Genomic DNA, 19,762 nt, shown 5'->3' on the forward strand with positions numbered 1-19,762 from the left:
CGCTTTCACGCCCGGCGCACTATGCCGAAATCGTCACCGCGCATGGGCCGTTCGAGCAAGACGGCCAAAATGGCGCGACCTACGATTGTCGGCATGAAAACCCTGACCGTTATCGACTCCCACACGGGTGGCGAACCCACGCGCCTCGTGATCGCCGGCGGCCCCGAGTTGGGCCACGGCCCGCTCGCCGAACGCCTCGCCGTTTTCCGTCGCGACTTCGACCGCGTGCGCGCGGGCGTCGTCAACGAGCCGCGCGGCTCGGACGTGATGGTCGGCGCGCTGCTTTGCGAGCCGCATGATCCGTCCTGCTCCGCCGGCGTGATCTTCTTCAACAACGTCGGCTTTCTCGGCATGTGCGGGCACGGCACCATCGGCCTCATCGGATCGCTCGCGCATCTCGGGCGCATCGCGCCAGGTGTGCATCGCATTGAAACGCCGGTGGGCAATGTCGAAGCCGAACTGCACGCCGACCGCAGCGTCACCGTGCGCAACGTGCCCGCGTATCGCTACCGTCAGGCCGTGCCGCTCGACGTGCCCGGTTACGGCCGCGTGCACGGTGACATCGCCTGGGGCGGCAACTGGTTCTTCCTCGTCGCCGATCACAACCTGACGCTCGAAGCGAGCAACGTCGAAGCGCTCACCGAAGCCACGTGGGCCATGCGCCAGGCGCTCGAGGCGAACGGCATCACCGGCGCGGACGGGGCGCTGATCGACCATATTGAATTGTTCGCGCATTCGGACGTCGCGGGCATCGACAGCCGCAATTTCGTGCTGTGTCCCGGCAAGGCCTACGACCGTTCGCCGTGCGGCACCGGCACGAGTGCGAAGGTCGCGTGCCTCGCCGCGGACGGCACGCTCGCACCCGGCGCGCAGTGGCGCCAGGAAAGCATCATCGGCAGCGTGTTCGAAGCCTGCTATGAAACCACGCCCGAACTCCCCGCGGGCCACGTGCGACCGAGCATACGCGGCAGCGCGCATATTAGCGCGGAGTCCAAATTGATTTTCGCCGACGACGATCCGTTCGCGTGGGGCATTCCCGCGTGATCCAAAGTTCGAGCGGTCAACACGATGTCGTCGTGATTGGCGCGGGCATCGTGGGCGCAGCATGCGCGCATGAACTCGCGGCGCAGGGTTTGAATGTACTCGTCATCGAGCGAGCCGGCGTAGGCGGCGGCGTGACGGCCGCCGGTATGGGCCACCTCGTCGTGATGGACGACACGGCCGCCGAATTCGCGCTGAGCGCGTGGTCGTTGGCACTGTGGCACGCCCTTGCGCCGCGTCTCGACGAGCGCCATGCGTTCTTGCGCTGCGGCACGCTCTGGGTCGCCGCCGACGAAGAAGAGCTGGCGCTCGCGCAAACACGTCAGCAGGCGCTGCAACACCAGGGCGTGGCGTGCTCGACGCTCGACGCGCGCCAGTTGCGCGAAGCGGAACCGGGTCTGAGCAATGGCCTCGCAGGCGGAATGATCGTCGACAACGACGCTGTGGTCTACGCGCCTGCCGTAGCAGCATGGTTGCTCGAACAACCAGTTAGCGGCCGCCTGACTTGCCGCACGCAAACGCAGGTCGCGCATCTCGACCGCACAGGCGTGCACCTCGCCGACGGCGAGGTCGTCGGCGCGGGCGCGGTCTTGATCGCGAACGGCCTCCAGGCGCTCGATTTGCTGCCACGCCTGCCGCTGCAGGCGAAGAAGGGACACCTGCTCATTACCGACCGCTATCCCGGCACGATTCGGCACCAGATTCTCGAACTCGGCTATAGCAAGAGCGCGCACAACGCGAGCGGCACCTCGGTGGCGTTCAACGTCCAGCCGCGGCCGACCGGGCAATTGCTGATCGGCTCGTCGCGCCAGTTCGACAGCACGGACCCCGCCGTCGAGCCGGCGATTCTCGCTCGCATGCTGCGCCGCGCTGCCGAATACCTGCCGCAATTGCCCGCGCTCAACGCGATTCGCGCATGGACGGGCTTTCGCCCGGCATCGAGCGACGGCATGCCGCTGATCGGCCCCGCGGCCTCGTTCGCCGATGACGACAGCCATCCGTCCACGTGGCTCGCCACCGGACACGAGGGTCTCGGCGTCACCACGGCGCTCGGCACCGCCAGGCTGATTGCCGCGCAGATGCTCGGACGCGCCGCCGAGATCGACGCGACGCCGTATCTCCCCGCGCGCTTCGCTGCCCAGGGGGCCGTGCATGCCTGAATCGAATACGACGTTGACGATCGATGGGCGCAAAGTGGGCGTCGCGCCGGGCAGCTCGGTTGCAGCCGCCATCGCCATTGCCGCGCATGAAGAGCACGCGGCGCCCGTTACGCGGCGTTCGGTGAGCGGCGCGCTGCGCGGGCCTTTGTGCGGCATGGGCATCTGCCAGGAATGCCGCGTCACCATCGACGGCGTGCCGCATCGGCTTGCCTGCCAGACGGTTTGCGTCGCGGGCATGAGGGTCGTTACCGGGAATGCAGCGCCATGAAGTTCGATATCCTGATCATCGGCGCCGGACCAGCCGGATTGAACGCCGCGCGCATCGCCGCACAGGCGGGTGCGAGCGTCGGCCTCGTCGATGACAATGCGCTGCCTGGCGGCCAGATCTGGCGTCAGGGTCCCGGCCATCGCGCCACTGGCCCCGCGCGCGCCGTGCTCGACGCCCTCGCGGCGCGCACCAACGTCACGCTGCTAAGCGCAACCCGCATCGTGCAGGCGTTGCCTGGACGGCAACTGCTCGCGCAGAGCCCCGACCGCGCGCTCACGCTCGCTTACGGCAAGCTCATCGTCGCCTCGGGCGCGCGCGAGCGCTTCCTGCCCTATCCCGGCTGGACCTTGCCCGGCATCACAGGCGCGGGAGGCTTGCAGGCGCTCATCAAGGGCGGCATGCCCGTGCGCGGCGAACGCATCGTCATCGCGGGCAGCGGGCCGTTGCTTTGGGCCGCCGCCGTGACCGCGCGCCAGCATGGCTCGACGATCGCCGCGATCGTCGAGCAGGCGCCGCCCCAGGCGGTGCGCCGCTTCGCGACGGGCCTCGTCCATACGCCAGCGAAACTCGCCCAGGCGCTGCGCATGCGCTTCGATCTGCGCGCGACGCCTTACTGGTGCGATGCGTACGTTGCCGAAGCGATCGGCACGACGCGCGTGACGCAGGCGCGTGTGCGGCGCGGCAACGACGACGTGCTGGTCGATTGCGACCGGATCGCGTGCGCCTATGGCCTCGTGCCGAATACGGGCCTCGGCGCGGCGCTGGGTTGCCGCCTCGAAGCCCATGCGGGTTCTTCGGCCATCGCCGCGAACGAATGGCAACAGACCTCCGCCGAAGCCGCTTACGCGGCCGGCGAATGCACGGGCGTGGGCGGCATGGAACTCGCGGCGGTGGAAGGACGCATCGCGGCATACGCCGCGCTCGGCGACCACGCGAACGCCCGGCACCTGTTCGCCGAACGCGAGCGTTACCGCCGTTTCGCCACGCGCCTGCACGCAGCGTTCGAACTCGCACCCGCATTGCGGGCGCTCCCGCAGCCCGACACCGTGTTCTGTCGTTGCGAGGACGTCGCCTTTCGCGACGTTGCACGCCACGCGTCATGGCGCGACGCCAAGCTGCAGACGCGCTGCGGCATGGGCCCCTGCCAGGGCAAGATTTGCGGCGACGCGGCCGCGTTCTGTTTCGGCTGGCCGCAAAACGGCCAGCGCCCGCCGTTCTCGCCCGCGCGCATCAACACCTTGCTGCACGCGGAAACGACGGAATAGCGCCACACGCGTTTTTTGTTGCAGATGCGCGCGCGTGCGCAAATCGGCACAATGGTGGTTTCCGCCGATCCCGCCCCACGCGCCTCGCGATGCCCGAACTGGTCCTGCCCGCCGCCCTCGAAATCGCCACGTTTGCGCAGATGGTCGCGCATTTCACCATGCTCGAACCGCTGTTCGACGCCATGCCCGACGTGGTGTTCTTCGTGAAGGACCATGAGGCGCGCTACGTGATCGCCAACACCACACTCGCCGCGCGCTGCGGCTTCAAGGAAAAGCGCGCGCTGCTCGGCAAGACGGCCGAGCAGGTCTTTCCCTCGCGCTTCGGCCACAGCTATACCGCGCAGGACCAGGCCGTGGTGCGGCTCGACAGCAGTCTCATCGACCAGCTCGAACTGCATCTGTATCCGGGCCGGCAGCCGGGCTGGTGTCTCACCTCGAAAGTCCCGTTGCACGACGCACGCGGCCGCGTGCTGGGCGTGGCGGGCATTTCGCGCGACCTGCAGGCCGCCGAAGGCACGCATCCCGCTTACCAGCGGCTCGCGGTCGCCGCGAAGTACATCCAGGACAACTATGCGCAACCGCTCAAGCTCGCGCACCTGGCGAAGCTCATCAACATGTCGGTGGCGCAGATCGAGCGCTACTTCCACAAGATCTTTCACCTCACGCCCCGCCAGATGCTGCTGAAAACGCGTCTGGACGCGGCCTCGGTGCTGCTCGCGAGCGACCTGAGCATCACCGACATCGCCACGCAGTGCGGCTATAACGATCACAGCGCATTCACGCGGCAATTCAAGGCCACGGTGGGCGTCACGCCAAGCCAGTATCGCGCGCTGCTGCAAACGCCCGAAAGCGCACAGACGTCCGGCGCCTGAGCCTCGCGCCAGCGCGCTCAGGGTTGTCCCTGGGCTGCGTTAAGAGCGCGGTGGACTATGCAGATTTCGTCTTTCCGAGGCGCGAAAGGCCCCAAGCGTCAAACGATCTGGACAGCGATACTTCACTCATATTCAACAGGTACCGGCGCGAGCCGCTACGCATTCAAGGAGTGAGTCACAGTGAGCGCTATCCAGTGGAGCGGGGTGTTTCCCGCCGTCAGCACGCAGTTCAAGGCGGACTTCTCGGTCGATATCGATGCCACGCACCGGGTGGTGAGCAATCTCGTCAAGGACGGCGTGTCTGGCCTCGTGGTGTGCGGCACCGTCGGCGAGAACACGTCGCTCGCGACGCATGAAAAGATTGCGGTGATCGAGGCCGCGCGCGACGCGGCAGGCGGCAAGGTGCCGGTGATCGCGGGCATCGCCGAATTCACCACCGAGTTCGCGCGCCAAACCGTGAAAGCAGCGGCGCGCGTAGGCGTGGACGGCGTGATGGTCATGCCGGCGCTCGTGTATTCCTCGAAGCCACACGAAACGGCCGCGCATTTTCGCGCCGTGGCGTCCAGCACCGACGTGCCGGTGATGGTCTACAACAATCCGCCGATCTACAAGAACGACGTGACGCCCGACATCCTGATCGCTCTTCAGGATTGCGAAAATATCGTCTGCTTCAAGGATTCGTCGGGCGATACGCGCCGCTTCATCGATCTGCGCAACGCCGTGGGCGACCGCTTCGTGCTGTTCGCGGGCCTCGACGACGTCGTGGTCGAAAGCGTGGCCGTGGGCGCGCAAGGCTGGGTCTCGGGCATGTCGAACGTGTTCCCGAAGGAAGGCGAAACGCTCTTCCGTCTCGCGAAGCAAAAGCGCTTTGACGAAGCGCTCGCGCTCTACCGCTGGTTCATGCCGCTGCTGCACCTCGACGCGCGCCCCGACCTCGTGCAATGCATCAAGCTGTGCGAGGAGCTGGTGGGCCGCGGCAGCGCGATCACACGCCCGCCGCGTCTGGCGCTCGAAGGCGAAGCGCTCGCGCATGTGAAGGCCGTGGTCGAGAAGGCGCTCGCCACGCGCCCCGCGCTGCCGGACGTCGGTCTGTAAGCGTTACGAACTCAGCGCGCCTCTCTCCCAATCTTCATTCGAATCACCGAAACCGGGCCAAGTTGGCCCGGTTTGTTTTTTTACACGGGATGCCATGTCCACCACCATCGTCCTCACGCTCGACGAAGTCTTCACGCTCTCGCGCAACGTGCTGCTGCGGCACGGCATGTCCGAGGCGCACGCCGATGCGATCGCGCGCGTGATCACGCAAGGCCAGCGCGACGAATGCCATTCGCATGGCATCTATCGCCTGCTCGTCTGCGCACGCTCGCTCAAGAGCGGCAAAGTCGATGCGCGCGCCGAGCCCACGCTGCGCGATATCGCGCCCGGCGTGCTGGCCGTGGACGCGCACTATGGCTTTTCGCTGCTCGCCTTCGAAACCGGCCTGCCCTTGCTCGCCCAGAAAGCACGCAGCCAGGGCATCGCGGCGATGGCCATCAACCGCTGCTTTCATTTTTCGGCGCTGTGGCCCGAGGTCGAAGCCATCGCGGCGCAAGGGCTCGTGGGCATCGCCATGAATCCGAGCCATAGCTGGGTCGCGCCGGCGGGCGGCACGCGCGGCGTGTTCGGCACGAATCCGCTCGCGTTCGCGTGGCCGCGCGAAGGCGGCCTGCCGTTCGTGTTCGACTTCGCCACGAGCGCGATTGCGCGCGGCGACATCGAACTGCATGCGCGCGAGGGCAAGCCCATTCCGCCGCATTGGGCAGTCGACTGCGACGGCCAGCCCACCACCGACGCCCGCGCCGCGCTGGACGGCGCAATGCAGACGTTCGGCGGCCACAAGGGCTCGGCGCTCGCGGCCATGATCGAGCTGCTCGCGGGCGCGCTGATCGGCGACCTCACCAGCATGGAGTCGCAGGCCTTCGACGGCGGCGCGGGCGCGAGCCCTTGCCATGGCGAACTCGTCATCGCCATCGATCCCCGGCGCTTCGGCGGCGACGGCTACGCAGCCGGGCAAGCGCGCGCCGAGCGGATGTTCGCCGCCATCACCGCCCAGGGCGCGCGCTTGCCGTCGCAGCGCCGTTTCGAGGCACGCGCGCGCAGCGAACGCGATGGCGTGAAGGTGCCGCGCGCGCTCTACGACGATGTGCTGAAACTCCTCGACTGATTGCCAGGCTCCCTTAGGCGTGCCGCTTAAGCACCGGTTAAGCCGGGATGAGCGACAATATAAGGCTGAAATTAGGGGAGCGAGCGATGCGCCTGTTGCTGGTGGAAGACGACGAAATGATTGCCGAAACGGTGCTCGACTCGATGCGCCGCGAGGGTCATGCCGTCGACTGGGCGCGCGACGGGCGCGAAGCGGAGCTTTCGCTCGACAACGACGTGTACGACCTCGTGCTGCTCGACCTCGGGCTGCCGAAGAAGGACGGGATCGAGGTGCTCAACGGCTACCGCCGCAAAGGCGGCGAAGCGGCCGTGCTGATCCTGACCGCGCGCGACTCGGTGACGGACCGCATCGCAGGGCTCGACGCCGGCGCCGACGACTACCTGATCAAACCGTTCGATCTCGACGAGCTGGCCGCCCGCACGCGCGCCATGCTCCGCCGCCGCACGGGCCAGAAACAGCCGGTCTACACGCACAGCGGCCTCGCGCTCGACCCCGCCGCGCACGAGGTGACGAAAGACGGCGAAAGCGTCGCGCTCGTGCCGCGCGAATTCGCGCTGCTGCGCGTGCTCATCGAGCAGCCCGCGCGCGTGTTCACGAAGGCCGAACTCGAAGAGCGCATGTACGGCTGGGGCGAGGAAGTCGGCAGCAACGCGATCGAGGTGCATGTGCACAGCTTGCGCCGCAAGATCGGCACCGACCAGATCGTGACTGTGCGCGGCGTGGGCTACCGGCTCAAGAGATCGGAATGAATTCCATCCGCCGCCGCCTGCTGGGCTGGCTCATCTGCGGGTTCGCGGCCGCTTCCGTGGTGGCGGGCTTCGGCATTTTTCACAGCGCGCGCGAAGAAGCGGGCGAGCTGTTCGATTACGAGCTGCATGCCGTGGCGCTTTCCATGCCCGCGAACGCCGCGACGGCACGCCAGGTCGAGCAGTCCGGCGCCGGCCTCGACGAGATCGCGGACGACCGCATTCTCATCCAGATCTGGGATCACGACGGCAAACTGGTTTACCGCTCGCAGGAAACGCCCGTGCTGCCGCGCCAGGCCACGGGCTTTCGCACGATCGAGCACGACGAGGTGCATTGGCGCGTGTACGGCCTCGCGCAACCGGACCGCTTCGTTCAGGTCGCGCAGCCCATTTCCGTGCGCGACGGGCTGGCGCTGCACCTCGCGCTGCATACGTTGTGGCCGCTCGCGCTGCTCGTGCCGGTGGCCATCGTGCTGCTGCTGTTCGTGGTGACGCGCGGCCTCGCGCCGGTGGGCGCGTTGTCGGCGCTGCTCGCTTCGCGCTCGGTGCATGAGCTGGAGCCGTTGCGCCTCGATGGCTCGGTGCCCGTCGAACTGCGCCCGCTCGTCGTCGCGCTCAACGACCTGCTGGACCGCCTGAATACGGCCTCGCAGGCGCAGCGCACCTTCATCGCCGACGCGGCGCACGAGCTGCGCTCGCCGCTCGCCGCGCTCAAGCTGCAATGGCAGGCGGCACTCCACGACGGCACGCTCACCGGCGAGCCGCGCACGCTCGAGCGCATGCAAACACGCCTGAACCGCACGATCCGCCTCGTGCAGCAATTGCTCACGCTCGCGCGCGAAGATGCGCAAGCGAGCACGCCGGCCACTGTCGTGAGCCTGCGGCGGCTGGGCGAGCAGGCCATCGGCGACTTCTCGCTGCTCGCGGAGGAGAAAGGCATCGACCTCGGCCTGGAGTCGCGGCCGCCCGTGACGCCCGAGTGTGTCTGCAACGTGAACGCCGACGCGCACGGCCTGAACACCTTGCTGAACAACCTGCTCGACAACGCGATCCGCTACACCCCGGCAGGCGGCAAGATCGATCTCGTGCTCACGCGTTCGCAGGACACGCTCGGCTTCGAAGTCATCGATAACGGGCCTGGGATTCCCGAAGCCGATCTCGAGCGCGTGCTCGACCGCTTCTTTCGCGGCGATCACGCCCAGGGCACGGGCAGCGGACTCGGTCTTTCGATCGTGGCGCGCATCGCGCAGCGTCAGGGCCTGACGTTCACGCTGCGCAACAACCCGGGCGGGCGCGGGCTCACGGCTGCGGTGAGCGGGCTGCCGGCGCACGACAGCCCCGCCGCCAACACGAATGCGCCCGCCAGCCGAACCGCGCGGGCGACGAGTGATTCGGCTTAGGGCCTGTTCACACTAATAACAGGCGCTAATCTAGGGGAGTGCCGGCAGCCCGGCCAATCAAAGCACGCGCTCGAACACCATCAGCTGATTGAACTTCAGCTTGCGGACGAGGGAAATCTGGGTGAGAGCGTTGGGGTGCATGGCAGAGGAAACGGCATCGCGAGTAATACCGAAACGGGCTCGGAAGACAGGTTCTTTAGCGCGCGCCGCTCGAACGGGGCCAATCTGCACGAGTCATGGGCGCGCAGCACCACGACCCCTTCGTCCGTTTGCACCGTAAGCTCGCCGGCAAGTACGACATAGTGCTTCTCGAGCGCCGACGCGGACAGGGTCGTATACCCGCCCGGCTCGATGGTCGATACGCCGAGCCACAACGAATCCGCGGGGCCGGCTTCGTGCCCCTGTAGTCTCACGCAACGCATGGAAAAGTGGTGGGCCGGAAAATACCGCGGCGCGCTATCGTAGCGGGTCACGTTCATGGCTTGCGCAGCACCCGGTTGGCCGTACCGCGCAGCACGGCCTGATACGCAGGCACCGCGTTTTCGAATAAGAAGACATAGTCCGGGTTGACCGGGAACGGCTTCAATGCGCCACTTTCGAATGAGGGCAATAGCTGGTCGGGAATCGTCGCGCCCTCGATGCTGTCGATGGCGAGCGTATCGATGCCGACATAGGTGTGCTGGCCGCGATAGAACGCAAAGATGTCGAATGGCACGGCTCGATCGATGGTCGAACTGAAGATCTGGGTGCCGCGCTTCGCGAGCGCCTTGTTGGCCTGCTCGAAGTACGGGCTTCCGACCGTGTTGTAGACGATATCGGCGCCATGGCCAGCCGCTTTCTCGCGCACGACCTCCTCGATGGATTGCGACGACGCGTCGATCATGATCACGTCGCCGCTGGCGTGCGCGACATACGCCTCGGCGCTGCGCTCGACGCCGAACACCTTTGCGCCCGCCATTCTGGCGAGCTGGATTCGAGTGCGCGCTGCTTGACGATATCGAGCTCGAGCGCGTCCAGGCTGGCGCTCGGGCGGGTAACATAGACTGCGTTCATAGTTTGCATTCCTGATAGTTAAAGACAATCAAATTCATGCGCGCGTATCGACCCGCTAGCGCTACATAGCGCACCCCCGTGGCGGCCATCCCGGCGCGCTCCGTCTCGGTCAGCGTGCGCACGAGGCGAGCAGGATGCCCGGCCCAGAGTTCGCCGGAGCCAACTACCTTGCCCGGAGACAACAGTGAACCTGCGGCAAGCATCCCGCCCGATCTCACCACGGCCGCGTCCAGGACCCGCGCGCCGAAGCCGACAAACCCGCCGTCCTCGATCGTGCAAGCGTGCAGGATGGCGCCGTGCCCTACGGTTACGTCATCGCCGATGGAGACCGGCGGCCCGTTTGTCGTGCCATGAATGATCGTGCCGTCCTGGATGTTCGTTCGGGCGCCGATCGTGATCTTCTGCACGTCTGCCCGCAACACGCAGTTGAACCATATGGAGCTTTGCGCACCGACGCTCACCTCGCCGATCAGCCGGCTGCCGCTTCCAACAAACGCATCGGGGGCGACCGAAGGCTCGATCGGCGCAGGAAAATGCCTCGACCTCATCGATTTAACCCCAGCAATTCACGCGCCTCGTTTGCCGTAGCCAGTTCGCCGCCGAGCGAGCACACGATGCCTCGTGCGCGCTCGACCAGTGCGGCATTGCTCTGCGCAAGCACGCCTTTCGACATGTAGATGTTGTCCTCTAGCCCGACGCGAACGTGTCCGCCCGCGAGCCATGACTGCGCGACCATGGGAAACGCGAAACGGCCAACGCCGAACGCCGCCCACGTGGCCCCGCCCGGCAGCAGATTGCGCGCATAGAGCAGCGTTTCCGGCGACGCGCAGAAGCCGTACTTAACTCCCGTCACGAAGGTCCACAGCCCTGGACCATCCAGCACGCCTTCAGCGATCAGATCGCGCGCGAGATGCATATCGCCGGAATCGAAAATCTCAAGCTCCGGTTTGACCCCTGCCGCGCGGATCACCGCCACCATCCGCTTGACGTTCTTCGGCGTGTTGATGACGACTTCGCCACCGGAATTCATGGTGTTGAGGTCGAGGCTGCAGATATCGGGACGCAGCTGGAGGATGTGTTCGACGCGCTCTTCCGGCCGCATCAGCGTCGTACCGGGGGCCGCGACACGCGGATCGTCGTCGCTCGGAATGAAGCGTCCCCCGGGTCCGGTAGTCAGATTGATGACGAGATCCCCGTTCACGGCGCGGATACGCTTGATCACGTCCTCGTAGAGCGCGATATCCATTGAAGGGCGACCCGTTGCGGGATCGCGCACATGAATATGAACGACGGCGGCGCCCGCGCGCGCCGCGTCGAGAGACGCCGTGGCGATCTGCTCCGGCGTAATGGGTAGCCCCGGGTGCTGTTCGGGCTTCGTCAGGTTCCCGGTCACCGCGCAGGTGAGAATGGTTTTTCGTGCATGCATGTGATTGCCTCTGCGCCGGTTCTACTAGTTCAGCCGCCGGCCGCCGTCGACCACGAGAGTCGTGCCGGTGGCGAAGCTTAAGTGGGTCGCGCACGCTTCGATTGCGGCGGCAATATCGTCCGGTGTGCCGATCCGGCCGAGCGGCGTGGTGCTCGCGACTTTCTGGTTGAAATCGGCCCCACGGCCAGGCACGAAGGTCGTATCGACAACGCCCGGAGACACGTTCACGACGCGGATACGCGGCGCCAGTGCACGGCCGAGCGACGCCGCCATGAGGTCGAGCCCGGCTTTGGCGGCGCAGTAGGCGATATTGCTGCCCACACCCGTGGTGGCCGAAATGGACGACACGTTGACCACGAGACCATCGCCCGACGCGGCCAGAAGCTCCCTGAACGCGCGAATAGCGGCGAATTGCCCGCGCCAGTTGACCTTGAACATTTCATCGATCAACTCATCGGTCAGCGCCTCGAGGTCGGCGTGGTTCACCGGCTTGGTCAAGCCCGCGGTGTTCACCAGAATATCGGCCTTTGCATACCGGCCCCGAACGAGTTGCGTGAGCGTGGCCAAGGTCGCGCTATCGGCAATCGACGCGAGGGCTGCCATGTGCCCTTCGCCCGGGAGGTTTCGCGCGATCTCCTCAACGGCCTTGAGATCGGTGTTTCCCACCACGACGACGCGTGCGCCCGACGAGGCCAGCCGCCTCGCCGTCGCTTTTCCGATGCCGCCGCTGCCACCGATCACCACGGCGACGTTGCCTTCAAGAAGGTTGTTGGACATTTCGTCTCCCTCGATCATTTGATGGGCGGCGTCGGATACGTCGAAACGCCCTCTCCAAGAACGAAAACGCATTCCAGCGTGTAATAAGGCTCCTGAGTTTGCGGATGCGGCCCTGTGCCTGCCTCATGGCGTTCAAACTCGCCGACCAGATCGCGCGTCACGCCAAATACGACGTCTGAATCCAGATACTCCGCGTCGTCGGCGAAGATCTGCGAAATGAGCGTCGCGTAGCCCTGCGCTACGACAACGAAGTGAAGATGCGCCGGGCGATAGGGATGGCGCTTCTGAAGGCGCAAGAGATCGCCGACGGGACCCTGCGTCGGGACCGGATAGCCGGCTGGCCGCACGCTTCTGAATTTGACCGCGCCCTGCGCGTCGGTAAAGAAGTGCCCACGCAAATTCATCTCGGGCTGCTGCGGGTCCTGATTCTCGTAGAGGCCGACCGGCGACGCTTGCCACACCTCCACGCGCGCATTGCGTATCGGCTGCCGGTTCGTGTCGAGCACATGGCCACTCACGAACAGCGGGGGGCCCAAGGTCGTGCCCTGCACAATGGCGTGGCCTTGCTCGTAACGCGGTGAGCCCGCCCGATAAAACGGGCCGAGCAATGCGCCGCCGGTTCGCTCTTCATGTGCGGCATTGTTCAACACCTTCACCAGCGTCGAAAGCCCAAGCACATCGGCCAGCAGCACCATCTCGTTATGACTGTCCGTGCAGGTCAGCCCGACCCGCCTGATGAAGTCCAGTCCCCGCTCGAACTCGTCGTCGGTTAGCTTCACCTCGTTCAGGAACGCGTGGGCGTGCCTGACCACCGCATTCAGAATTCCTTTGAGCCGCGGATCCGCCGTCTTCTCCATCGCCGCAAGGACGACCGCCGTTGTCGAGGTTGCGTCAGTCACGATATTGCTGCACTGCACCGGTCTGTCCATGTTTCATCTCCTATGCAATCGATTGCATCATACCGGCGGAAGCAGGCAGTGTCAAAGCGGATCCGCAGGATCCTTTTGAGCCGATGCCACGTGCATCTCGCATTTTTGCCTCAATTGTGGGGATAAACACTGCACGCTCCCGAATCTTGACAAAAAAACCTGCCTCACCTTAACATGCAATCGATTGCAATAATCAAGGGGGTACGATTGCACGCCAGTTCTGCTACGCTAAAGATTCTCGGCTTTGAAGGTGCGTTCAACCTGCCGTTTTGGGTTGCGGAAGACCAGCGCCTGTTCGAGAAATATGGCCTGAGCACGAGTTTCGAATACGTGAAAGGCTCGATCGACATGATCAACAGAATGAACGCGGGCGACGCGCATATTGCGTTGACCAGCGTGGACAACGTTTTTGCCTACACCGATGGTCTTGGTGAAACGGCGAATGGCAGCGCGCCCGATCTGGTCGCGTTCATGGGCGGAGATCACGGCTTCCTGTCGCTCGTCGCGCGCCCGGGCCTGACGTCGGTGCGCGAGTTGAGTGGCAAGACGCTGGCCGTCGACGCCTTGACGACCGGCTTTGCCTTTGTCTTGCGCGAGATTCTGTTGCTCAACGACATTGCCGCCGATGGCGTCAAGTTCGATGCTGCCGGCGGCACTGGCAATCGATATCGTGCACTGGTAGCCGGCAAGCACGACGCAACCCTGGTGCGAACGCCGTTCGAACGGCTCGCCGAGCGGCAGGGATTCAGCACGCTGGCCACGGGCGCAGCGCTCTTTCCGGACTATCTCGGCACGGTCGGTGTGGTGCGCGAGTCATGGGCCAGCGCGAACCGGGCGCGGTTGATCGGCTTTATTCTTGCGTACCGGGAAGCATTGAACTGGATTTTCGACCCTGCCAATGCGGCGGCTTGCCGTGCATTGCTGCGCGCCCAGTTTCCGGAACTTTCCGACGCCGACGCGCTCGCCGTGCTCGACGACCTCGTTCACCCCACACACGGTTTGATCCGGGATATGGAAATTGAAGACGCCGGGCTCGCCCTGGTCATGCGCATTCGAGATGCACACGCGACGGCGCGGGCCACTCGGGCGCGCAGGCCTTGCGTCGACCGGCGGTATCTCGACGAAGCGCGCGCGTCCACGGCATGGGCACCCCCGCTGGATGTTCAATGAAGCTGGCCGGTGGCACTACAGGGGCTGGCAGCGGCGCCGGTCCCTGATGCGATTCCTCACAACCCGGGGTTCACGCTGTTTTCAGCGCCAGCCGTCCAGCGCCTGGATCAAATTCGAAATGGACAGCTATTTTTTTCTCGACGCAGAAGCCTTCGCCGGCTTCCGTGCGGCGCCCTTGCGGGGCGCAGCCGTCGAGCCGCGCACGATGAGCTTCGGAGGCAATACCACGTTGCGGGGTGGATGATCGATCGCTTCGATGGCTTGCTCGAGCAGGTCCGCAGCCTGGCGCCCCATCTCCTTGTGACTGATGCGGATCGTCGTCAGCGGCGGCTCGACCAGGTCGACAAGCGGCATGTCGTTATGCCCGACGACTGAAATATCTCGAGGACAATTCAATCCGGATTCGCGGATGGCATCGTACGCACCGAGGGCCAGCAAGTCATTCGCGGCGACGATTGCGGTGATATCCGGACGCGCCCTCAATAGCCGCCGTGCCACTGCTGCGCCCTGTTCGCGCGTATAGGTATCGGCGAACTCGCAGGGGGCCGCGGCGGCATCGAGACCATTGGCGGATATGGCGTGGATAAAGCCGCGATGCCGCAAATAACCGGTGGAATGTTCGCGCGGTCCGCCAAGATGGGCGATGTGGCTGTGCCCCAGTTCGACCAGATGGTCAACTGCGAGCTGTGCGCCGAGCAGCTCGTCCGACACCACCCCGGATAGCCTCGTGTCCTTCTCGGCACGATTGACCAGCACGCTCGGGACACCCCGCTCGATACAGAACGACACCAGCGGATCGTCGCGGCTCGCCGTCGCCAGAATGAGCCCGTCCACGCGCCGGGCGATCAATCCCTGGGCCAGATCGAGCTGCTTGTTGCTGTCGCTTCCGACATAGGCAACGATAACGGAATAGCCATGCTCGGAAAGACGCTCGGTCGCCCCGGTCAGAATCGGCGTGAAAACATTGGTTGCGATATCCGGAACCAGAATGCCGACAAGCTTGGAGCGACCGGTTCGAAGGCTGGCCGCAACCGGGTCGAGCCGGTATCCCAGTTCCTCGGCCGCCTTCATAACGCGTGCGACCGACTCGGGCACCACCATCGAGCGCGTCTCTGGATTGAAGGCGCGCGAGACTGTCGAAACGTGCACACCAGCCAGCTCCGCGACCTGCTTCATCGTCACAGTTCGCCGGTTATTGCCTGCTTGAGACGTGTTTGTTTTCACGACAGCTCTACCTTTTCGCTTTTGACATAGAAGGTCTCGATCAATCACGACCTCACCGTGGCCAACGACTTCAGAACGGCACGCGCCTCCCCGAACGGATCGCTCGTGTCACGGCCAAGGCTACATTATAAATAGGTCGATACAAATTTTCCGCAATCGATTGTGATAATCGGCGTGCGAAAACGCATCGGCATACCGCCCCGTTCGATCAGTACCGCCGTTTGCAGTCACGATCGCGTCAGGGCCTGATATAGCGAGCACCCAGGCTACATGCCTTGATCGTCGCACTCCAGGCCAATTCGCACCATGACGCCCATGCCCTTTTGCCTGGCCCTCGCCAAAAAGAGCTTGACGCGCAAATATCGTCACCTTATTTTGCAATCGATTGCATGAACTCTCACTAACGGTCTATTGCTCACGAGGCGTTGCGACCTGGACAAGTAGCGCAATCACGTAGTCGACCGTCTGAGCCGTCGCTTTACGTGAATCAGGCTTGCGGTCGGCATAAAAAATATCGATTGGCCCGACTTCGCCCATCAAGACGCGTTGCGTGCCGGCTCAAGGAGATAGGTCATGAAGAAGATGCTTGTTGCGGTTGCGGGAACGTGTGCATTCACGGGCGTCGCGCGCGCTCAAAGCAGCGTCACGCTATATGGCTTGATTGACGCAGGCGTGAATTACACCACCAGTGTGCAAACTTCGCGGGCCACTAACGGCTCCCCCCGCGGCGGCTCGCAATTCGCCATGCTCGACGGCGGCCTGGGTGGACTGAGCGGCAGCCGGTGGGGATTGAAGGGTGTAGAGGACCTGGGGGGCGGCTGGAAAGCGCTGTTTCAGCTCGAATCGGGCCTGAACTTCAACAATGGTACGCTCGGCCAGGGCGGCGCGATGTTCGGCCGCCAGGCCTTTGTAGGGCTTTCCGGTAGTCCCGGCACCTTGACGTTCGGCCGCCAGTACGACTCCGTGCGTGACTTCGTACAGAGTTACACTGCCACCGCCCAGTTGGGCGGCGTCATAGGAGCCCGCCCCGACGATCTGGACAATCTGGCCAACTCGCGGCGTGTGAACAACGCCATCAAATACACGAGCCCGAAGTTCAATGGCCTCACGTTTGGCGGCTTGTACAGCATGGGAGGCATCGCGGGTGCGCCCGGGCGCAATCAGCTATGGTCACTGGGGCTGAACTACGAGAATGGCGCATTTGCTTTCGGCGGCGCCTACCTGAACGCGCGTAATCCGAACTTCTCGTATTTCGGCACCAACCCGAATGCATCGGCGAGCGTCACGAGCAACAATATGGGATCGGCCGGAAGTCCCGCGTCGCCACAATACAATCCAGTCTATGCCGGCTTCGCATCGGCGCACACCATGGAGATCTTCGGCGCGGCCACGACGTATAACATCGGCAATTTCACGCTGGGCGTGAACTATACCTATACCCGCTTCGACAATCTCGGCGATACGGAAACGTCCGGTCCGAACCCCTACCACTACAGCGGCGAGGCAATATTCAGCAGTCCGGAAGTTAATATTCAATATCAGGTCAACCCGGCACTGCGGCTAGGCGCCTCCTATAACTACACTCACCTGAGCCGGGCCAACTACGACAACGGCGCTACGTACAACCAGTATTCGGCGGGCGCCAGCTATGCGCTGTCCAAGGCCACCGTCATCTACGGCGTTGCGGTCTACCAGAGCGCCAGCGGTACGGACTCCCTGAACCAGCCCGCGGTGGCCTCGCTGGACGGGCTTACCCCCTCCGCAACCAGCCACCAGGCATCATTCCGGTTGGGCTTGAGGCACTACTTCTAAGTTTGCGAACCGGGGCGGTCCTGTGCCGCCCCGTCTTGCTGCAATCAGTCAAGCACCGCAATGCCCTGGACTTCCACCAGCATTTCCGGTTTCGCAAGGCCTGCTACGGTAATCAACGCACTGGCGGGAAAATTGTCAGCGAAGATTTCCTTGCGCAGTTGCGTGAACGTATCGCCAAAGCGTGCGTCGGTGATGGAGACTGTCATGGTGACCAGATTCGTCAATGTGCCGCCGGCCTGCTCCAGCGTGGCTCCGATCAGCGCAAATATCTCGCGCACCTGCCCTTCGAAATTTCCCGCCAGCGAACGCCCTTCACAATCGGCCACCACGGTCTGACCGGCCAGCCACACAATGCGGCCGCCTTGCGTAATGACCGCTGGCGAGTAGGCGCGCGCCTGCGCGTTGTCGCGTTTGATATAGCTTCGTTGATGCGTCATGCTTCTACCTCCGTGAATTGATCTGCTTGAGTCAGGCGTTCGATCCAGTCGCCGAATCGAGCCATGAAACCGGTCAGCACCTCGCGCGTTTGCGCATCGGTCAACTGGCCTTGTGCGTCAAAACGTGTCCAGGTTTGCGTGACCAGGACCTCCGGCTTATTGAGCGTCAACATGTCGAGCGCCTGACAAACCTGCCGCAGATGAGCCTGCGCGCGCGCCGTCCCCAAACCCGCGCCAGCGCCGACGATCGCCGCCGGCTTGCCCGCGAGCGCGGATGCGCCGGGAGGACGTGAAAGCCAATCCAGGGCATTTTTCAGTACGCCGGAAAACGAAAAATTATACTCAGGCGTGGCTAGCAGCACGGCGTCGGCGCGGCGGATTTTTTCGCTCAGCGTAACGACCGCGACTGGCATGCCGGCCTTCTCGACGTCTTCGTTGTAGAACGGCAGATCGCCCAGGCCAACGATCTCCAGCGTCATGCCTTCTGGAGCGACCTCCTGGGCGGCACGCAGGAGCGCGGTGTTCGTCGAGGCTTTGCGCAAGCTGCCCGACAAGGCAATGACATTGATTGTTTTTCGGTTCATGAATCCCGCCTCGCTTTGAAAAATTTGGGGTTGTCTGGGTATTGGTCTGCCGCAGCCTCGCGGCTGCTTACTTCATCGAGCACTCGTCGACCAGGCGATTGCGATAATTGACTTTGATTTTCGAATGGGTTGCAAAATCGACACCCGCTGCATCCTTGACGACATCGACTCGATAAAAATCGACGCGGCCAAACTGATTGGTATCGAATTTGAAATTGCCTCGCACCGACTCGAATTCCGACGACTTGATCGCGGCACGTAACGCGTTCTTGTCCGTAACGTTGCCGCCCACCTTGCGCAGCGCGACGTCGAGCAATTGCGCGGCGTCGTACGATGCCGCCGCATACATCGACGGTGCGCGACGGTACTTCTGTTTGAACGCTGCAACAAATTGCTTGTTCTGCGCATTGTCCAGATCGGGCGAGTACGCGGACGCGGTAATTGCCCCCACTGCCGCCTCCTGAAGCGCCGGCAGCGTCGTGCCGTCCACCGTGGCCACGGAAACCAGCGGCAGCTTGCCCATGAGGCCCGCCTGGCGATACTGCTTCACAAAATTGACCCCCTGGCTGCCCGGATAGAAAACATAGACCGCATCGGGGTTGGCAGCTTGCAGTTGCGCGATTTCAGCCGAAAAATCGAGCTGGTTCAACGGCGTATAGACTTCGTCAACCAGTGGTTGCTTGTACGTGTGCTTGAAACCCTGAATTGCGTCGCGTCCGGCCTGATAGTTCGGCGCCATGACATAGACACGCTTGTAGCCCAGTACTTGCATCAGGTTGCCGCCTGACTCGTTGATCTGGTCCATCGTGCCCGAGGAGACGGAGAACATGAGCGGTGCGCAATCCTTGCCGGCCAGCGGCGCAGGACTTGCGTTCGAGCTGATGAGCACGACGCCGGCAGCTGTGACCGGCTTGGCCACGGCCATCATGACGTTGCCGAAAGTCATGCCGGTAATGATGGAGACCTTGTCTTCCTCGATCAGCTTGCGTGCCGCCTGCACGCCGATGTCCGGTCTCAGTTCGTCATCGGCCTTGATGACCTGAACCGGCACGCCGCCGAGCTTGTTGCCCTTTTGCGCCATGGCGAGCATGAACGCGTCGTATTGATCCTGTCCGAGCGCGCCGCCGGGGCCCGATAGCGTGCCGAGAAAGCCAATCTTCACTTGTGCGCCCGCATTCGCAGCGCAAAACACGGCGCCGAGCAACGCCAGCTTGGTACACGTCGTTCGCAATTTCATGACCACAGTTGTCTCCAGGTAAGTGCTCGTTGATCGATCGTTGTCGACATCCCGGCATTCTCACGCGCCGGGTTCCGTCTGGCGCCCGCAAGACATGAAGGCAGGCGCGATCGTGTACCGCACCGCATACCACCGCCACGCCGGAAAATGCAATCGAT

At 64.0% G+C, this 19,762-nt stretch carries 21 protein-coding genes; 11 read left to right on the top strand and 10 right to left on the bottom strand.

Translation table 11 applies throughout. From position 1 onward, the window contains the following. Positions 1-84: 84 nt before the first annotated feature. The 9 genes from M3A49_RS02010 to M3A49_RS02050 all read left to right on the top strand — a co-directional run bounded on the left by M3A49_RS02010 (position 85) and on the right by M3A49_RS02050 (position 8,955). Complete coding sequence (locus M3A49_RS02010) at positions 85-1,044, top strand: 4-hydroxyproline epimerase (RefSeq protein ID WP_323182932.1); 960 nt, start codon at positions 85-87, stop codon at positions 1,042-1,044. Continuing rightward, positions 1,041-2,201 (top strand): FAD-dependent oxidoreductase, encoded by a 1,161-nt coding sequence (locus M3A49_RS02015; RefSeq protein ID WP_323182925.1) that lies wholly within the window; start codon positions 1,041-1,043, stop codon positions 2,199-2,201. The genes M3A49_RS02010 and M3A49_RS02015 overlap by 4 nt, the downstream gene beginning before the upstream one ends. Then, on the top strand, positions 2,194-2,469 hold the full coding sequence (locus M3A49_RS02020) for a 2Fe-2S iron-sulfur cluster-binding protein (protein ID WP_254354030.1): 276 nt from the start codon (positions 2,194-2,196) through the stop codon (positions 2,467-2,469). The genes M3A49_RS02015 and M3A49_RS02020 overlap by 8 nt, the downstream gene beginning before the upstream one ends. Next, positions 2,466-3,734 (top strand): FAD-dependent oxidoreductase, encoded by a 1,269-nt coding sequence (locus tag M3A49_RS02025; RefSeq protein WP_266227283.1) that lies wholly within the window; start codon positions 2,466-2,468, stop codon positions 3,732-3,734. Before M3A49_RS02020 ends, M3A49_RS02025 begins: the two co-directional genes overlap by 4 nt. Positions 3,735-3,823: 89 nt before the next feature. After that, positions 3,824-4,606, top strand: a complete 783-nt coding sequence (locus tag M3A49_RS02030) for an AraC family transcriptional regulator (protein ID WP_266227284.1) — start codon at positions 3,824-3,826, stop codon at positions 4,604-4,606. Between the two features lie 180 nt (positions 4,607-4,786). Next, positions 4,787-5,701: a dihydrodipicolinate synthase family protein gene (locus M3A49_RS02035; protein ID WP_266227285.1), complete on the top strand. Its 915-nt coding sequence runs from the start codon at positions 4,787-4,789 to the stop codon at positions 5,699-5,701. 94 nt (positions 5,702-5,795) lie between these two features. After that, positions 5,796-6,809, top strand: coding sequence for an Ldh family oxidoreductase (locus M3A49_RS02040; protein ID WP_266227286.1), 1,014 nt, complete (start codon positions 5,796-5,798; stop codon positions 6,807-6,809). Positions 6,810-6,895: 86 nt separating this feature from the next. Then, positions 6,896-7,558 (top strand): response regulator, encoded by a 663-nt coding sequence (locus M3A49_RS02045; RefSeq protein WP_028203032.1) that lies wholly within the window; start codon positions 6,896-6,898, stop codon positions 7,556-7,558. Beyond that, complete coding sequence (locus M3A49_RS02050) at positions 7,555-8,955, top strand: ATP-binding protein (RefSeq protein WP_266227287.1); 1,401 nt, start codon at positions 7,555-7,557, stop codon at positions 8,953-8,955. Before M3A49_RS02045 ends, M3A49_RS02050 begins: the two co-directional genes overlap by 4 nt. Before the next feature lie 95 nt (positions 8,956-9,050). Here the strand turns inward: M3A49_RS02050 and M3A49_RS02055 are convergent, their stop codons facing one another. The 6 genes from M3A49_RS02055 to M3A49_RS02080 are packed head-to-tail and all read right to left on the bottom strand — an operon-like array spanning position 9,051 to position 13,140. Beyond that, on the bottom strand, positions 9,051-9,434 hold the full coding sequence (locus M3A49_RS02055; protein ID WP_266227288.1) for a cupin domain-containing protein: 384 nt from the start codon (positions 9,432-9,434) through the stop codon (positions 9,051-9,053). Then, positions 9,431-10,036: a zinc-binding dehydrogenase gene (locus M3A49_RS02060; RefSeq protein ID WP_416338900.1), complete on the bottom strand. Its 606-nt coding sequence runs from the start codon at positions 10,034-10,036 to the stop codon at positions 9,431-9,433. The genes M3A49_RS02055 and M3A49_RS02060 overlap by 4 nt, the downstream gene beginning before the upstream one ends. Further along, positions 10,005-10,556, bottom strand: a complete 552-nt coding sequence (locus M3A49_RS02065; RefSeq protein ID WP_266227289.1) for a gamma carbonic anhydrase family protein — start codon at positions 10,554-10,556, stop codon at positions 10,005-10,007. The genes M3A49_RS02060 and M3A49_RS02065 overlap by 32 nt, the downstream gene beginning before the upstream one ends. Next, positions 10,553-11,434: a 3-keto-5-aminohexanoate cleavage protein gene (locus M3A49_RS02070; RefSeq protein WP_266227290.1), complete on the bottom strand. Its 882-nt coding sequence runs from the start codon at positions 11,432-11,434 to the stop codon at positions 10,553-10,555. Before M3A49_RS02070 ends, M3A49_RS02065 begins: the two co-directional genes overlap by 4 nt. A 24-nt stretch (positions 11,435-11,458) precedes the next feature. Continuing rightward, positions 11,459-12,211, bottom strand: a complete 753-nt coding sequence (locus M3A49_RS02075) for an SDR family NAD(P)-dependent oxidoreductase (RefSeq protein ID WP_266227291.1) — start codon at positions 12,209-12,211, stop codon at positions 11,459-11,461. Positions 12,212-12,225: 14 nt separating this feature from the next. Beyond that, positions 12,226-13,140 (bottom strand): dioxygenase, encoded by a 915-nt coding sequence (locus M3A49_RS02080; RefSeq protein WP_266227292.1) that lies wholly within the window; start codon positions 13,138-13,140, stop codon positions 12,226-12,228. A gap of 207 nt (positions 13,141-13,347) precedes the next feature. On the opposite strand from M3A49_RS02080, the gene M3A49_RS02085 reads away from it, so the two are divergent. Then, on the top strand, positions 13,348-14,310 hold the full coding sequence (locus M3A49_RS02085; protein WP_266227293.1) for an ABC transporter substrate-binding protein: 963 nt from the start codon (positions 13,348-13,350) through the stop codon (positions 14,308-14,310). A gap of 126 nt (positions 14,311-14,436) precedes the next feature. Here M3A49_RS02085 and M3A49_RS02090 read toward each other — a convergent pair whose 3' ends face one another. Further along, the gene (locus M3A49_RS02090; protein ID WP_266227294.1) at positions 14,437-15,534 is read right to left on the bottom strand and encodes a LacI family DNA-binding transcriptional regulator; all 1,098 of its coding nucleotides are present in this window, start codon (positions 15,532-15,534) and stop codon (positions 14,437-14,439) included. 573 nt (positions 15,535-16,107) lie between these two features. On the opposite strand from M3A49_RS02090, the gene M3A49_RS02095 reads away from it, so the two are divergent. Beyond that, complete coding sequence (locus M3A49_RS02095; RefSeq protein ID WP_266227295.1) at positions 16,108-17,346, top strand: porin; 1,239 nt, start codon at positions 16,108-16,110, stop codon at positions 17,344-17,346. A 44-nt stretch (positions 17,347-17,390) separates the two neighbouring features. Here M3A49_RS02095 and M3A49_RS02100 read toward each other — a convergent pair whose 3' ends face one another. The 3 genes from M3A49_RS02100 to M3A49_RS02110 all read right to left on the bottom strand — a co-directional run bounded on the left by M3A49_RS02100 (position 17,391) and on the right by M3A49_RS02110 (position 19,604). Next, entirely contained in the window at positions 17,391-17,783 is a 393-nt protein-coding gene (locus M3A49_RS02100) for a RidA family protein (protein WP_254341916.1), read from the bottom strand. Next, positions 17,780-18,367 carry an NADPH-dependent FMN reductase gene (locus M3A49_RS02105; RefSeq protein WP_266227296.1) on the bottom strand — a complete coding sequence of 196 codons (588 nt, stop codon included), beginning with the start codon at positions 18,365-18,367 and terminating at the stop codon, positions 17,780-17,782. The genes M3A49_RS02100 and M3A49_RS02105 overlap by 4 nt, the downstream gene beginning before the upstream one ends. Positions 18,368-18,434: 67 nt before the next feature. Then, complete coding sequence (locus tag M3A49_RS02110; protein WP_266227297.1) at positions 18,435-19,604, bottom strand: ABC transporter substrate-binding protein; 1,170 nt, start codon at positions 19,602-19,604, stop codon at positions 18,435-18,437. Between the last annotated feature and the right edge of the window lie 158 nt (positions 19,605-19,762).

This window comes from Paraburkholderia sp. CNPSo 3076 (assembly GCF_026343935.1).
In the GTDB taxonomy this organism is placed as follows: domain Bacteria; phylum Pseudomonadota; class Gammaproteobacteria; order Burkholderiales; family Burkholderiaceae; genus Paraburkholderia; species Paraburkholderia nodosa.

Excerpts from the sequence above, each read along its gene's own strand:
- M3A49_RS02095 (WP_266227295.1), top strand. The coding sequence starts at position 16,108 with ATGAAGAAGATGCTTGTTGCGGTTGCGGGAACGTGTGCATTCACGGGC.
- M3A49_RS02065 (WP_266227289.1), bottom strand. The coding sequence starts at position 10,556 with ATGAGGTCGAGGCATTTTCCTGCGCCGATCGAGCCTTCGGTCGCCCCC.
- M3A49_RS02070 (WP_266227290.1), bottom strand. The coding sequence starts at position 11,434 with ATGCATGCACGAAAAACCATTCTCACCTGCGCGGTGACCGGGAACCTG.
- M3A49_RS02050 (WP_266227287.1), top strand. The coding sequence starts at position 7,555 with ATGAATTCCATCCGCCGCCGCCTGCTGGGCTGGCTCATCTGCGGGTTC.
- M3A49_RS02025 (WP_266227283.1), top strand. The coding sequence starts at position 2,466 with ATGAAGTTCGATATCCTGATCATCGGCGCCGGACCAGCCGGATTGAAC.
- M3A49_RS02110 (WP_266227297.1), bottom strand. The coding sequence starts at position 19,604 with ATGAAATTGCGAACGACGTGTACCAAGCTGGCGTTGCTCGGCGCCGTG.
- M3A49_RS02105 (WP_266227296.1), bottom strand. The coding sequence starts at position 18,367 with ATGAACCGAAAAACAATCAATGTCATTGCCTTGTCGGGCAGCTTGCGC.
- M3A49_RS02080 (WP_266227292.1), bottom strand. The coding sequence starts at position 13,140 with ATGGACAGACCGGTGCAGTGCAGCAATATCGTGACTGACGCAACCTCG.
- M3A49_RS02055 (WP_266227288.1), bottom strand. The coding sequence starts at position 9,434 with ATGAACGTGACCCGCTACGATAGCGCGCCGCGGTATTTTCCGGCCCAC.
- M3A49_RS02040 (WP_266227286.1), top strand. The coding sequence starts at position 5,796 with ATGTCCACCACCATCGTCCTCACGCTCGACGAAGTCTTCACGCTCTCG.
- M3A49_RS02045 (WP_028203032.1), top strand. The coding sequence starts at position 6,896 with ATGCGCCTGTTGCTGGTGGAAGACGACGAAATGATTGCCGAAACGGTG.
- M3A49_RS02075 (WP_266227291.1), bottom strand. The coding sequence starts at position 12,211 with ATGTCCAACAACCTTCTTGAAGGCAACGTCGCCGTGGTGATCGGTGGC.
- M3A49_RS02100 (WP_254341916.1), bottom strand. The coding sequence starts at position 17,783 with ATGACGCATCAACGAAGCTATATCAAACGCGACAACGCGCAGGCGCGC.
- M3A49_RS02030 (WP_266227284.1), top strand. The coding sequence starts at position 3,824 with ATGCCCGAACTGGTCCTGCCCGCCGCCCTCGAAATCGCCACGTTTGCG.
- M3A49_RS02020 (WP_254354030.1), top strand. The coding sequence starts at position 2,194 with ATGCCTGAATCGAATACGACGTTGACGATCGATGGGCGCAAAGTGGGC.